Source organism: Microcoleus asticus IPMA8 (assembly GCF_013179805.1).
Lineage (GTDB): Bacteria > Cyanobacteriota > Cyanobacteriia > Cyanobacteriales > Microcoleaceae > Microcoleus > Microcoleus asticus.
Genome location: NZ_SRRZ01000033.1, coordinates 12356 through 25405, shown reverse-complemented (window position 1 = coordinate 25405; position 13050 = coordinate 12356). Strand labels below are relative to the sequence as shown.

Sequence of the window (13050 nt, the reverse complement as noted above, 5' to 3'; positions counted from 1 at the left end):
TAACATTTCTCGACAGCGAGGAAAATGTGAGTTACAGTTGTAAAAAACTTATCACTCCCCAACATTGACAATCAATAACACATTTTTTCCGTGGGAAATAGGGTAAATTTTATGAACTATCCCGACAAAAAAGCCAGAGAACTCCGGCACAAAGAACAAGAACTGCGGAAGCGCGAACAAGCAATTCGACTGCGCGAGCTAGAAGCCGAAATCGACCGCTCAGTGCCAGAACATCTAACGAGCAAGTACGAAGAACCAGACAGCCAAGTTAACGGGAAACTCAAACAGTGGCGCCGAAAAATTATAGCAGCAGCTCAATTTACAGGCATTGTTATTGCTGTTATCGTTGCAGTTCGCATAGCATCTTGGCTGGCAGCCGCGCTGATAGTTGGAGGCATTGCTTTGATCGCTTACAAAATGTTTATTGAAGAAGATAGAAGTTGAAAAGCCCAAGCCGGAAATTCTCAGGAAATACCCATGAACCTTAAAGTAGAAACTAGCAACTTTCTCAACGATTTAGAGCGAGTAGCCGCAGTCCGCCGAGAAATTGCCGATCGCCTCAGCAACATCGCCACAGCCATCAACCAATCAGAATTAGCCGGAGCTGAAGCATCGGGAAAACTCGGTTTAGAAACCGACAGCGCCGACATCAATCTCGCCAGTAAAAACTTGCGCCAAGGAGTCTTTCGGCTGCTAGTTTTAGGCGACATGAAACGCGGCAAAAGCACTTTTCTCAATGCCTTAATCGGCGAAAACTTACTGCCCAGCGATGTAAATCCCTGTACAGCTTTGCTGACGATTTTGCGCTACGGTTCAGAAAAAAAAGTTACCGTTTATTTCAATGACGGCAAAAACCCAAAAGAGCTAGATTTTAAAAGTTTTAAACAGAACTATACAATTGACCCCGCTGAGGCAAAACGCTTAGAAGAAGAAAAGAAACCAGCATTTCCCGATATCGACTGCGCCGTAGTAGAATATCCCTTACCTTTGTTAGAAAAAGGCATAGAAATAGTAGACAGTCCCGGACTGAACGATACAGAAGCGCGCAACGAATTATCTCTCGGTTACATCAACAACTGCCACGCTATTTTGTTCGTACTCAGGGCAACTCAGCCTTGCACGATGGGTGAAAGACGCTATCTAGAAAATTACATCAAAAATCGCGGATTGAGCATTTTCTTTCTGATCAATGCTTGGGATCAGGTGCGCGAAAGTTTGATTGACCCGGATGATTATGAAGAATTAGCAGAAGCAGAAGGGAAACTTCGGCGGGTTTTTCAAGCTAATTTGGCTGAATATTGTTTGACAGAAGGACACGATATTTACGACGAGCGAGTGTTTGCGATTACTTCAATTAAGGCATTGAGGTTGCGGATCAAAAACCCGGATGCGGATTTGGCAGGAACTGGTTTTCCCGAGTTCATGGCGGCACTGAATACGTTTTTGACCCAGGAAAGGGCGATTTCGGAATTGCGTCCGGCGAGGACTTTGGCGCGTCAAATTTCTGCTCGCGTCCGCGAAGCTGTTGGACGCCGTTTACCATTACTCGATCGCGATGTCAATGAGTTGAAGGAAAAGATTAATTCAGTTGAGCCGGAGTTTAAAAAGCTGACTCAAATTCGCGATGAATTTCAACAAGAGATTATCGGCGTTAGAGATAGTAAATCGCGGGCGATCGCAGATTCTTTCCGCGCCTACGTTCTCAACTTAGAAAATACCTTTGAAACAGATTTCTTGCGGTATCAACCGGAGCTGAGATTTCTGGATTTCTTCAGCCAAGACAAGCGAGAAGCTTTTGAAGCATCGCTCAGACGAGCATTCGAGCAGTACATCAACGACAAACTAGCAGCTTGGACTCTCACGGCAGAACAAGAGATGAATTCAGCATTTTCGCAGCTATCGAAAAGTGCGGCAAATTACGGAGCATCTTACACGAAAGTGACTGAAAAAATCACCGAAAAACTGACCGGGCAAAAAATATCGGCAGCAGTCAACAACTCGAAGGAAGATAATTCGCCAACTTGGGCAAAATGGGCAATGGGATTATTTTCATTAACCAGCGGAAACCTGGCAGGCGTAGCGATGGCAGGAGCGGGTTTTGACTGGAAAAATATCTTGCTTAATTTAATTACTGTGTTGAGCGTCAGTACGATTTTTGCTAGTTTTACGGGGATTGTTTTGGGGCCGCTGTACTTGGCTTTGTTGGGGATGGGTGTTGGGGTTTTGCAAGCAGACGGAGCTCACAAACAGTTGGTGAAAGCGGCCAAAAAAGAGCTGGTGAAATATCTGCCGCAGGTGGCTCAAGAGCAGTGGCAGCCGATTCACGATGCTGTGAAAGAGTGTTTTGATGTTTACGGCCGGGAAGTGGGCGATCGCATGAATGATGATATTAATTCTCGGAAAGCAGAATTAGATAATTTGCTGCAACAAAAGGAATCTCGCGAGATTAATTGTCAGGCTGAATCTGAGCGTTTGAAAAAATTGGAGGCTGATGTTTCTGCCCAGTCGCAGAGTATAGAATCGCTATATCAAGGTTTCCTAGCCTCCGCGAAATGAAATAAAACAACAGTATGCAACAACCCGAAACTTATCAAAACCTGACCGACAATCTCAAATCAGCACTCGGCATCCTCGAACTGGATAAAAACTCCCAACTTTATCGAGATACCACCTCAATCTGCGACTATCTCGCCAAACCAACTTTTCAAATCGCTGTCTTTGGCCCGTTTAATTACGGCAAGTCAACTTTGCTCAATGCTTTGCTGGGAAATCGTGCTTTGCCGATCGACCTAGTGCCCACTACAGGTGCTGCCATTTATGTCAACTACGGCGAGGAATTGCACGCAAAAATTACCCTGAAAGACGGCACGGAAATTAGCGAACCGGGGACTGATGTTTTGAAACGCTACGCCATCCTTGACGACGCAAGACAAATGCGGGATGATGTGGCGGCCGTGAATGTTTACTGTCCCCATCCATTCCTGAAAACAGGTGTGGAATTGCTGGATTTGCCGGGAACCAACGATCGGGAAGAACAGGATAATTTGGTTCGGGATAAATTGCTAACGGCTGATTTGGTTGTGCAGGTTTTAGATGCTCGCAAATTGATGACTTTAGGCGAACGAGAGAACTTGAGAGATTGGTTGAGCGATCGCAACATCAACACTGTCCTCTTTGTTGCCAATTTTCTCAATCTACTCGAACCAGACGACCAAAAACAAGTTTACAATCGGTTGTTGTTTGTTGCCGAAAGTTTTCGCTCCAACTTACCGAACAATATCAGCAATATCTACCGCGTCGATGCTTTGCCGGCTTTGAGGGCGAGGCTGAAAGGAGATGTCGCGGCAGCCCAAACTACAGGAATTGCCACGTTTGAATCGGCTTTGCAAAGTATTGTGGCAGCTCAACAAGAACAACTAGCAGTTAAGTTGCCCAGAATTGAAGCTGTAGCTACTAAAATTTGCCAATCTCTCCGAGGGAAATCTGAAACTGTCACCGCAGAAATAGCCGCAGCTCAACAAAAGCACAAGCACAGAATTGAAATTAAACAAAAAGCCGAAAAATTGATATCAAAAGGCTTTCACGCCAGCGTTTCCGAATTCGAGATTTGGCTTTACCAGCCCACACTTTTACAGCGGTATCAATCGGAAATGGCGCTGTCGCTCCAGGAAGGGAGTTTTGATGCGTGGAAGCTAAAATTTCAGCGAGAGGTCTTACATCAGCAGCAAACCATCGCAGAATGGGTAAATAAAGCTTGCGAATTCTTTGAGAAAGAACAGCCGAGCGCACTTTTGATTTCCTTTCCTCCATCCCCGCAAGTCAGTTTACCGGAGCCACCTCCACCTCCAGCTCAAAAGTCGATCGAGGGCGAAGTAACTCCAGTGGCGATCGCCACCGGCTTAGGTTGGCTGTTGGGCGGGCCTGTGGGAGCTGCCGTTGTCGGGGGTGCTAGCTATATTTTGAATAAAAGAACTGGGAATGAAAAGCCGCCTGAATCGTCAGAAGCTTATCTAAATCAAGTAACGGAAATTTGCAGCGATGCTGCTAAAAACTATCTCGCTCGCTTCAGTACCGATACTTTTTCTATGCTGCAACACTACAAGGAAATCGCCGGAAAAGTTATCTGTTTTCAAGACAGCAAAGAGCTGCTAAAGACAAATATTCAGGAATACCAGATACAGTTAATCAATAATTTGTTAGAAAATATCGAATCATCCCTTCAAATCACCAAATCTGTAATTAACGGCAAATGATCCGAACCGACATAGCGGCCAGTATTAATTTTTAAAACATCAATTTCTTTGCTGACTAGAAAGCGATAGATCGGAATATAAGCCAGCGGCATAAAAGTCGGCCAAGTCGGTAAAATGCCGAAGCCCGATCGGGCATTTCGCAAATTTTCGGTTTTGACCATATTTTTGTAGAATGGCGACCACATTGTGGTATTGAAATTCTCAACCAGTGAAAGCCTTAATAATATTTAGTATGCAGAACTACCTGGGGAAGAACGGCTGTGAGTGAAGACGCTTCGCAGTGCTTGAGTTGCCGTGCGATCGCACAGACGGAATTCTAGAAAAGTAACCTCAAACAGACACTACCGATATGTCCTTGGGTGGTATGCCCTGGGAAAGATGCGAGCGCACAGTTGCCTCCCTAGGATTGAGAATTGAAAGCCCACACTCCACAAAGATTGTCTGGTAGAGAGAGAAGCAATCCTAGACAAACGAGCGTGGAGCAATTACAGAGGATTTTATATGGTGAGAAACTGTTCGTTGACCCGGCCTTTGGCTGTCGTGACGGGTGCCTCTAGCGGCATCGGCTACGAACTCGCCAAACAGTTTGCCCGAAACCGCTTCGATCTTTTGGTGACATCGACAGGTTCAAGTATTGATGAGGCTACTAAAAGCTTTAAGGGACTGGGCGCCAAAGTCGAAACATTACAGACTGACCTCGCCACTGACGATGGGGTTGAGACGCTTTACAAACACATTCACAAGACAGGACGACCCGTAGATGCGATCGCGATCCATGCAGGTGTCGGCGTCGGCGGCGAGTTTACTGAATGCCGCTAACCGACGCTGCACGCAGGGTCTGTGCGCCTACCAGTGGATGATGGAGGTCGATCGCAGTAAAGACGTGAGACTTTTTTGCAGTCACGATGCTATTGAGTCGAAAGCCTTCGCTGACGGGTCTAGTAGCTCTCAAAACTAGAAATTTCATCATTATTTTTTTGGTAACAGATTCTGATGGTTCGATCGACGATCGGGGTGTCCAAAGCTTTTTTATCCGCGATCTCCTTTTAGTAAATTTCATGGCATCGATATAAAGAAGGTATTCTATGAAGCTCCTTAAACTCCTACTATTTCTTGCAGTCGTCGGTTTTCTCGGCTCTGCTGTTTATGCCCAGTCTCAACCCGCCAAGATCGATCTAACAACGCTGCCCAGAGAGCAAACGCTTGGCGAGATCGAACCAGTCGCGATCTTCAACGGCCCCATGCCTACAGGTGTTACTGTTTCCCAAAGCGGACGCATCTTCGTGAACTTTCCCAAATGGGGCGATCGCGTAGAGTACACTGTTGCCGAAGTCAGAAATGGTCAGACTGTTGCGTATCCTAATCCGGAAATGAATCGCCCGAACCCAAGCGACCCATCAAAGTCTCTGCTTTCGGTTCAAAGTGTGGTGGTTGACCCGCGCGATCGCTTGTGGATTTTGGATACCGGCAGCGTCAACTTTGCACCAGCTCCGCCCGGTGGAGCCAAATTGGTCGGAGTGGATCTCAAGCAAAACCAGGTTTTCAAAACCATTGTCTTTCCCCCAAATGTGGCATTGCCAACAACTTACCTGAACGATGTTCGCTTCGATCTGCGACGAGGTAAGGCTGGAATGGCATTCATCACCGACTCGTCCGACAAGGGGCCCAATGGAATTATTGTGGTTGACTTGGACTCCGGCAGAAGTTGGCGGCGGTTGAACGACCATCCTTCCACGAAAGCAGTCCCCAATTTTCTACCCAGTGTGGAAGGGATGCCTATTATGAATCGTCAACCGGGTCAACCGCCCAGCCCAATCAAGATGGGTGCCGACGGGATTGCAATTAGTGCCGATGGGAAGCAATTGTTCTACTGTCCGCTTGCCGGACGACGGCTCTACAGCGTTGATGTTGATGCGCTAGCGGATGAGCGGTTGTCTGACCAAGAGGTGGCAAAGACGGTAGTGGATCGCGGCGAGAAGGGAGGAGCTTCCGATGGCTTGGAGTCGGATGCTCAAAACCGCATTTACCTGACGAACTACGAACAGAATGCGATACAGCGTCGTTTGCCAGACGGCACGATCGAACGGCTGGTGCATGACCCGCGAGTGCTGTGGCCTGACACCCTTTCAGTGGCGCAGGATGGTTATCTTTATTTCACGGCAAATCAACTCCATCGCCAAGCCAGGTATCACAACGGTCAGGATTTGCGCCAGAAACCCTACAGCCTGTTTCGAGTTCGGATTAATGCCCAACCTGTAGCACTGCGGTGAACTACCCTGTCCGCAGTCACCCAGTGAAGTAAGCGCGTTGGCATTCCGGGCGATCGCGCGAGCGGTTGCTTGGAATGCTAGAAAAGTAGCCTCAAACACGCAAAGCGCGCTCGTTCTTTGGAAAGACGCGATCGCACGGCTCATTATTATTTATTGGAGGAGTTTGTGAAAAAGCACCGCCTATTGAGAAACAGTCCCCGATGAACGCTCGCAACAACCCCACGCCGACAGATGCAGTAATGGGCGTGCTTGCCAAACGCGGACAACCTGCAGTGGAAATGGTTGGCGATCTCAGCCATCAACTCATACCAGGCCCAGCGGGTGATCTGTTGGCGCGTATTTACAAGCTGCAGGGACAAGGCCCCTTCCCCGTGCTTGTCTATTTCCACGGCGGTTGGGTCATCGCCAACCTCGATACCTACGACTCCTCTTCTCTTGCTCATTTGCCCAATTTGAACTTATTAATCAATAATGCAGGAATCTCGCAGCGTATTCAGTTGAGTGATACTCATGCAGGTGAGCTAGAAGAAAAGCTTCGTAGCGAAGTTGATATAGACTGCATCGCTCCAATTCTTCTTTTAGCAACTCAACTTCTGCCACACCTGAAACTTTGAAAGGAATAGAGGGCGATGCTTTGAGATAGAGGTTGGGAAAAGTAAAAGTTTAGCTCTGCTTTCACGGATATCGCCCAGTTTTGCTTACCCAGTCATTAACGCAAGAGAGTAGTAAACGCTAAACTTTGAAGGATTTATGGGCAATGCCTACAAACTACTTTATGAAACAGAAGAGGATTAACCGTGTTTCTGAGAATTTGGCGCTTTATTACTATTATTCTTGTTGCACTTTTCATGGGTTTGGAGTTCTCCCATGCGTTAGAACTGCCAGCCAAAATGCAGTATGACGGGCCGCTCTACGTGACGCTCCAAAATACTCTGTACCGATACTTTGGAATGCCCGGTCCGGGTGCGTTCATCACGCTTGGGATGCTGACCTCGGCAGCCGTATTAACGTTCCTTGTCCGCAAACACCGACAAGTTTTTTACTGGACATTAATTGGCACAATCTGCTTGGCGCTGGCTTTCCCGGTGGTCTTCTTCCTATTCATCGAGCCTGTGAATGTTGTAATTGAGCAGGCAACCCCTCAATCTATACCATCGGACTGGCTGCGGCTGCGTAGCCAGTGGGAATCTGCACACGCTGCAAACTTCGTTCTTAGTTTAATCGGGTTCAGTGCGCTGCTGATTTCTTTACTGGGTGAGACTTCGCCGAATCGTCCGCACGATCATCGCCTCACTCCTGAAATCGCGCAACTAACTAGATGACAGGTTGCAGCCCAGCATCAAAAGTGTTTTTGCAACATCCTCAAACCACACGGAATTACAAGGAGAAATTTATGAATATCAGCAGACGCAATTTGTTAAAAGTAACTTCTGCTTCGGGTTTAGTTGCAGCAGGGCTGGCAGCTTCCGAAGGGTTTTTCAAACCTTTGTTAGCTCAAGATGAACCGACCCAAGTATACGCTGAAAGTGCAGTTGCCCAAGCTCAAACCCAAAGCGGCGAGATGAGTTACAGGACGCTGGGACGCACGGGAGAGCGAGTGTCTGCGATCGGCTTGGGGGGACACCATATCGGACGGCTTCGAGAGGAGCAAGAAAGTATTAAGCTCATTCGCAGTGCGATCGACCGCGGCATCAATTTCATGGACAACTCCTGGGATTATCACAACGGACGCAGCCACCGCTGGATGGGGCAAGCGCTGAAGGATGGCTACCGGCAAAAGGCCTTCCTGATGACCAAGATTGACGGCCGCACGAAGGGCGCTGCTATGATGCAGATTGACGAGTCGCTGAAGGCGTTGCAGACCGATCGCATCGACCTGATGCAGCATCACGAAATTATTCGGATGGAAGACCCGGATCGCATTTTTGCTCCCGGCGGCGCTATGGAAGCCGTAGTAGAAGCGCAGAAGGCGGGCAAGATTCGCTACATCGGGTTTACAGGACACAAAGACCCTTTGGTTCATCTACGAGTGCTGGAAATTGCCGCTCAAAACAATTTCCGTTTTGACGCGGTACAGATGCCGCTAAACGTGATGGATGCTCATTTTAGAAGTTTTGAGCAACAAGTTCTGCCGGTGCTGGTGAAGAACCAAATAGGTGTATTGGGGATGAAATCTATGGGCGACCCTTACGTGCTTAGAAGCAATACAGTAAGTCCGATCGAATGTCTCCACTATGCGATGAATCTGCCTACTTCAGTTGTGATTACTGGCATTGATAGTATGCAACTCCTCGATCAAGCGTTTGAGGCCGCTCGCACGTTTAAGCCGATGGATCGAGCACAAGTTGCGGCGATGCTGAATCGCACTCGCGAGGCGGCGGCAAAAGGGCAATACGAACTGTATAAAACTACCAACCAATTTGACAGTACCGCAATGAACCCATCGTGGCTAGGATAAGTGCTTTTGTATTAATTAGCACATCTAGACTTGAGGCCGAGCAAACGTAGCCTAGCGGCGAGGAATTGGGAAATCTTCCCCAAGTTTTTTCGCATCTGGCTGCGATCGGAGCTGCCTGGAGTTTAGATAAAGCACTCGAAAGTTGTTGAATAATGCCCCTATACAAATGCAAAAAATTCGAGCCATTGCATTGATGGTGAAAGATGCCGATCGCTCCCAGGATTTCTATAGGAAAGCGCTCTCGTTTGAACCTGTTTCGGATATCACGGTTGAAGGTCAAAAATTCGCATTGTTGTTACTTTTAGGACTAAGACCAAATGGCACACTGGAATCGACTTTTATGCTGCCAGTTAACTTTAGTCCTAAGTGAATCAATAATTTGTTAGGAAATATCAAATCCTGTTTTCAAATGACCAAATCTGTAATTAATGGCAAATGATCCGAACCAACATTTCGGCCAGTACGAATTTTCAAAACACCTATTTCTTTGCTGACTAGAAAGTGATCGATCGGAATATAAGCCAGCGGCATAAAAGTCGGCCAAGTCGGTAAAATGCCAAAGCCCGATCGCGCATTTCGCAGGTTTCCGGTTTTTACCATATTTTTGTAGAATGGCGACCACATTGTGGTATTGAAATCCCCAACCACAATTAGCGGATTTTTTACTTGGGCTGCATACTCGCCGATGGCTGTTAGCTGTTGGTTGCGATCGATAAAACTGTGCTGTTTGATCGGCACAGTCGGATGAGCAAGAATCAGAGAAATGATTTTACCTTGAAATTGAACATCCGCCAACAAGCTCTTTCTTTGCTTGGAAAAGGCTTTAACAGAAGTATTTTCTAAAGGCAGCTTGCTGTAGATGGCACTGCCAAATCTCTCAGATTCTTGATAACGGCAAGAGTAAGGAAATATCTCGCTTAAAACCGCTAATTCTTTTGCCCAAGACGGGTTGACTTCTACAAAAACCGCGATATCAGGTTGTTCTGCTTTTACCAGCGATATCACCTCAGAATAGCGTCGGTTATTCGTTAAAACATTTGAATGCAAAATCCGCAAGTTTTGTGCGGGAGTTGCTCCTGCAAATGCTGGCGCTGGAAAGTACCAAGGAACAATTTCCGCCAAATTAATGATAATGCAAAATGCGCTCACCAGCAACCATCTTTTTTTTGAGCGCACCAGAGCGAAGAATATCAAAGTAGAGAAACTAACCAGCAGATATTGTAGTTTAAAATGAGAACTCAATTCAAAAAAAATGTTTATTTTTCCTAAATAACCGACTATTGAAAATAGGGCATTTACAGTTGCTGCGATAATAAACCATTTTAAAATTACGTGCTTTAAGCTAAGGTTTTTGTTGGGTATGCTGTGCATTACCGCCCATTTCAGCTTAATTTTGAGGTCGTTGGTAATCGGCAATTTATCAATTTCTATTACCAGTTGTTCTGGCTGTTCTAACTCTCGCCGCTTTTGATAAAATCTCACCAGCAAGCTATCTATCACAAAATAACTAAACGAATTGGCAACAAATCCTACAAATACCAACACACCTAAACCGATCAGCATACCAAAGGAACCGCCTACTTTGACCAAACCCGACCAAACGGCTGCGTCACCTGTTTTACCTGTAGCTGCTATAGCTATAAATAGCATTAAAGCAGGCAATCCGATCGTGATTGTGTTTCTGATAATACTGTCCATTATTTCCCTTTCTTGCTAAGCTTTTTTACCTGGGCTGTTGCTCTAAAGTTCATAAATTTCTAACGGTAAGTTGTCTGGATCTCTAAAAAAGGTAAACCGTTTTTCAGTAATCTCGTCAAAGCGAATTTCTTCTACTTCTACTTGTTGGGATTTTAAGTAAGCAACGGATGCTTCTATGTCCTCAACTGCAAAAGCTAAATGTCTCAAACCGCAAGCTTCAGGATTGTTAACTCTTTCAGGAGGATGGGGAAATGAGAAAAGCTCAATGGTGTCGCCGTTGCCGACTCGCAAATCTAGTTTGTAAGAATTCCTCTCGGTTCGGAAAGTTTCTTTGATAATGGAACATCCTAAGATTTCTACATAAAATTTCTTCGACGCTTCGTAATCCGAGCAAATAATCGCGACATGATGTATTGCTTTTATTTTCATCTTAAAAAAGTTAGTTAGTTGCGTTTGTCTGAGATGTTGCACCATTCTCAATCAGCTTTTTATGAACAGGCAAGATGCCTGTGAAGCGAGAAAATTCACTCTTTGTGAAACAGGCATCTTGCCTGTTCTTGAGAATGGTGCAAGATGTGAGGTTTTTCCAAATGCACAGCACGCTATTAACAATTATATTTGACGATCGCAGACTCGGCGACAAAGCCTGCTAAATTCAGGACGATCGCCCTTTATTTTCCCCCGTCGAAATCTTAATCTGAAAAATTCTGCAAAAAAAAGTACCCTACTTTGATAAAATGAGAGTTTTGCAGTATATCACCCAATTTGCATCTCAGGAGACAAGCACTATGGCCCGTATGTATTACGACACCGACGCGAACCTAGACCTCTTAGCCAACAAAACGATTGCTATCATCGGCTACGGTTCCCAAGGACACGCCCACGCCCTCAACCTCAAAGACAGCGGCATGAATGTCGTTGTCGGTTTGTATCCCGGTAGCAAATCTGCCGCCAAAGCAACCGACGCGGGTTTAACAGTTCACCCGGTAGACAAAGCAGCCGCCGCCGCTGACTTCATCATGATTTTATTGCCCGATGAAGTTCAAAAAACTATTTACAAAGAACAAATCGAACCGAACCTTTCAGAAGGAAATGTTTTAGCATTTGCTCACGGTTTTAACATTCACTTCGGCCAAGTTGTTCCCCCTGCCAATGTAGACGTAGTAATGGTTGCCCCCAAAGGCCCCGGACACTTGGTGCGGCGGACTTACGAACAAGGGGAAGGTGTTCCTAGTTTGTTTGCAGTATATCAAGATGCTTCCGGTCAAGCGCGCGATCGGGCAATGGCCTATGCTAAAGGTATCGGCGGCACCAGAGCCGGCATCCTTGAAACGACTTTCCGCGAAGAAACAGAAACGGATCTTTTTGGCGAACAAGTAGTTTTGTGCGGCGGTTTGAGCGCATTAATTAAAGCTGGATTTGAAACTTTAGTTGACGCCGGATACCAACCGGAATTAGCTTATTTTGAATGTTTGCACGAAGTTAAACTTATCGTTGACTTAGTAGTAGAAGGAGGCCTCGCCAAAATGCGCGACAGCATCTCCAATACCGCAGAATACGGCGATTTAACTCGCGGCCCCCGCATCGTCACGGATCAAACCCGCGCCGAAATGCGCAAAATTCTCAGCGAAATTCAATCCGGCCAATTTGCCCGCGAATTCGTTCTGGAAAACCAAGCCGGCAAACCGGGCTTTACCTCCATGCGCCGTCAGGAAGCAGAACATCCTATTGAAGAAGTTGGTAAAGATTTGCGAGCTATGTTTAGCTGGTTGAAAAAGCACGCTTAATCAATTTTAGATTTTAGATTTTAGATTTTAGATGGGACAACCAATCTAAAACAGTCCTGAACGCAGAACCTAATTATGTAGGGTGCGCACTGCGCACCTTACCGCTTGGAGGAAAATCTCAAATCTTAAGTTTAATCGATTACAGATTAGAGAGTCGATAAAAAATCTCTCATCTAAAATCTAAAATTGTAAGGTTGGGCGAAGCGAAGCGTAGGGTTCGCTTTGCTTAACTCAACCTACAAGAAAATGGCTAGGTATTGTTAGAGAAACTTGGTTTCTTGTTAGTAAATCAAAACTAGGGACTGGGACTAGGACTTTTTTGCAATTTATCAATATCCTGTTGCCTTTGCTCGTTGAAATCTCTCGGTCTCAGCCAATTCGGCCACAACCCGACGAAGAACTTTCGACTTGCTACGCTAGTATCTCTTACAGGTTTGGGGAGAAAAGTTAAAGTGTCACCGTAAAGGGTAAACAGGACTGCAAACAGCAGCAACAGCGGGATAAAATTTTTTTTAGGCATGGCAGTTTGGGAGTAGAGTTTGTGAAAGCGCTTTGTTATATTTTGCCCTTGCACGGACAAAATA

The 13050-nt window shown here is 46.1% G+C and carries 15 protein-coding genes; 10 read left to right on the top strand and 5 right to left on the bottom strand.

The window, feature by feature from the left end; translation table 11 throughout:
- The first annotated feature begins 111 nt into the window (after window positions 1-111).
- From E5S67_RS11235 to E5S67_RS11225, 3 genes are read left to right on the top strand one after another with little or no spacing between them, the layout of a single operon-like run.
- Window positions 112-444: a hypothetical protein gene (locus E5S67_RS11235; protein ID WP_172187137.1), complete on the top strand. Its 333-nt coding sequence runs from the start codon at window positions 112-114 to the stop codon at window positions 442-444.
- Between the two features lie 33 nt (window positions 445-477).
- A complete protein-coding gene (locus E5S67_RS11230; RefSeq protein WP_172187135.1) occupies window positions 478-2556 on the top strand; it encodes a dynamin family protein in 2079 nt (692 codons plus the stop codon).
- Between the two features lie 14 nt (window positions 2557-2570).
- A complete protein-coding gene (locus tag E5S67_RS11225) occupies window positions 2571-4253 on the top strand; it encodes a dynamin family protein (protein ID WP_172187133.1) in 1683 nt (560 codons plus the stop codon).
- On the opposite strand, the gene E5S67_RS11220 is transcribed toward E5S67_RS11225, so the two are convergent.
- Window positions 4220-4414, bottom strand: a complete 195-nt coding sequence (locus E5S67_RS11220; protein WP_246276733.1) for an exonuclease/endonuclease/phosphatase family protein — start codon at window positions 4412-4414, stop codon at window positions 4220-4222. The two genes, E5S67_RS11225 and E5S67_RS11220, sit on opposite strands and share 34 nt — an antisense overlap.
- A gap of 340 nt (window positions 4415-4754) precedes the next feature.
- Between E5S67_RS11220 and E5S67_RS11215 the strand changes: the two genes are divergently transcribed.
- Window positions 4755-5072 (top strand): SDR family NAD(P)-dependent oxidoreductase, encoded by a 318-nt coding sequence (locus E5S67_RS11215; protein WP_172187131.1) that lies wholly within the window; start codon window positions 4755-4757, stop codon window positions 5070-5072.
- Here the strand turns inward: E5S67_RS11215 and E5S67_RS11210 are convergent.
- Window positions 5056-5223 carry a hypothetical protein gene (locus E5S67_RS11210; protein WP_172187129.1) on the bottom strand — a complete coding sequence of 56 codons (168 nt, stop codon included), beginning with the start codon at window positions 5221-5223 and terminating at the stop codon, window positions 5056-5058. The two genes, E5S67_RS11215 and E5S67_RS11210, sit on opposite strands and share 17 nt — an antisense overlap.
- Before the next feature lie 115 nt (window positions 5224-5338).
- Here E5S67_RS11210 and E5S67_RS11205 point away from each other — a divergent pair, with 115 nt between their 5' ends.
- The 5 genes from E5S67_RS11205 (at window position 5339) to E5S67_RS11185 (ending at window position 9351) form a co-directional block, all read left to right on the top strand.
- A complete protein-coding gene (locus E5S67_RS11205) occupies window positions 5339-6523 on the top strand; it encodes an L-dopachrome tautomerase-related protein (protein ID WP_172187127.1) in 1185 nt (394 codons plus the stop codon).
- A gap of 200 nt (window positions 6524-6723) precedes the next feature.
- On the top strand, window positions 6724-7137 hold the full coding sequence (locus tag E5S67_RS11200; protein WP_172187125.1) for a hypothetical protein: 414 nt from the start codon (window positions 6724-6726) through the stop codon (window positions 7135-7137).
- Window positions 7138-7320: 183 nt separating this feature from the next.
- On the top strand, window positions 7321-7845 hold the full coding sequence (locus tag E5S67_RS11195; RefSeq protein WP_172187123.1) for a DUF1772 domain-containing protein: 525 nt from the start codon (window positions 7321-7323) through the stop codon (window positions 7843-7845).
- 71 nt (window positions 7846-7916) lie between these two features.
- Complete coding sequence (locus E5S67_RS11190; protein WP_172187121.1) at window positions 7917-8981, top strand: aldo/keto reductase; 1065 nt, start codon at window positions 7917-7919, stop codon at window positions 8979-8981.
- 166 nt (window positions 8982-9147) lie between these two features.
- On the top strand, window positions 9148-9351 hold the full coding sequence (locus E5S67_RS11185; protein ID WP_216670358.1) for a VOC family protein: 204 nt from the start codon (window positions 9148-9150) through the stop codon (window positions 9349-9351).
- Between the two features lie 35 nt (window positions 9352-9386).
- On the opposite strand, the gene E5S67_RS11180 is transcribed toward E5S67_RS11185, so the two are convergent.
- Window positions 9387-10679 (bottom strand): endonuclease/exonuclease/phosphatase family protein, encoded by a 1293-nt coding sequence (locus E5S67_RS11180; protein WP_172187117.1) that lies wholly within the window; start codon window positions 10677-10679, stop codon window positions 9387-9389.
- A gap of 42 nt (window positions 10680-10721) precedes the next feature.
- On the bottom strand, window positions 10722-11108 hold the full coding sequence (gene gloA2, locus E5S67_RS11175) for an SMU1112c/YaeR family gloxylase I-like metalloprotein (RefSeq protein ID WP_172187115.1): 387 nt from the start codon (window positions 11106-11108) through the stop codon (window positions 10722-10724).
- A 308-nt stretch (window positions 11109-11416) separates the two neighbouring features.
- Between gloA2 and ilvC the strand changes: the two genes are divergently transcribed.
- Window positions 11417-12466 carry a ketol-acid reductoisomerase gene (gene ilvC / locus E5S67_RS11170; protein ID WP_172187113.1) on the top strand — a complete coding sequence of 350 codons (1050 nt, stop codon included), beginning with the start codon at window positions 11417-11419 and terminating at the stop codon, window positions 12464-12466.
- A 295-nt stretch (window positions 12467-12761) separates the two neighbouring features.
- On the opposite strand, the gene E5S67_RS11165 is transcribed toward ilvC, so the two are convergent.
- Complete coding sequence (locus E5S67_RS11165) at window positions 12762-12986, bottom strand: hypothetical protein (RefSeq protein ID WP_172187111.1); 225 nt, start codon at window positions 12984-12986, stop codon at window positions 12762-12764.
- Window positions 12987-13050: the final 64 nt, after the last annotated feature.

Excerpts from the sequence above, each read along its gene's own strand:
- E5S67_RS11235 (WP_172187137.1), top strand. The coding sequence starts at position 112 with ATGAACTATCCCGACAAAAAAGCCAGAGAACTCCGGCACAAAGAACAA.
- E5S67_RS11230 (WP_172187135.1), top strand. The coding sequence starts at position 478 with ATGAACCTTAAAGTAGAAACTAGCAACTTTCTCAACGATTTAGAGCGA.
- E5S67_RS11225 (WP_172187133.1), top strand. The coding sequence starts at position 2,571 with ATGCAACAACCCGAAACTTATCAAAACCTGACCGACAATCTCAAATCA.
- E5S67_RS11220 (WP_246276733.1), bottom strand. The coding sequence starts at position 4,414 with ATGGTCAAAACCGAAAATTTGCGAAATGCCCGATCGGGCTTCGGCATT.
- E5S67_RS11215 (WP_172187131.1), top strand. The coding sequence starts at position 4,755 with ATGGTGAGAAACTGTTCGTTGACCCGGCCTTTGGCTGTCGTGACGGGT.
- E5S67_RS11210 (WP_172187129.1), bottom strand. The coding sequence starts at position 5,223 with ATGATGAAATTTCTAGTTTTGAGAGCTACTAGACCCGTCAGCGAAGGC.
- E5S67_RS11205 (WP_172187127.1), top strand. The coding sequence starts at position 5,339 with ATGAAGCTCCTTAAACTCCTACTATTTCTTGCAGTCGTCGGTTTTCTC.
- E5S67_RS11200 (WP_172187125.1), top strand. The coding sequence starts at position 6,724 with ATGAACGCTCGCAACAACCCCACGCCGACAGATGCAGTAATGGGCGTG.
- E5S67_RS11190 (WP_172187121.1), top strand. The coding sequence starts at position 7,917 with ATGAATATCAGCAGACGCAATTTGTTAAAAGTAACTTCTGCTTCGGGT.
- E5S67_RS11185 (WP_216670358.1), top strand. The coding sequence starts at position 9,148 with ATGCAAAAAATTCGAGCCATTGCATTGATGGTGAAAGATGCCGATCGC.
- E5S67_RS11180 (WP_172187117.1), bottom strand. The coding sequence starts at position 10,679 with ATGGACAGTATTATCAGAAACACAATCACGATCGGATTGCCTGCTTTA.
- gloA2 (WP_172187115.1), bottom strand. The coding sequence starts at position 11,108 with ATGAAAATAAAAGCAATACATCATGTCGCGATTATTTGCTCGGATTAC.
- ilvC (WP_172187113.1), top strand. The coding sequence starts at position 11,417 with ATGAGAGTTTTGCAGTATATCACCCAATTTGCATCTCAGGAGACAAGC.
- E5S67_RS11165 (WP_172187111.1), bottom strand. The coding sequence starts at position 12,986 with ATGCCTAAAAAAAATTTTATCCCGCTGTTGCTGCTGTTTGCAGTCCTG.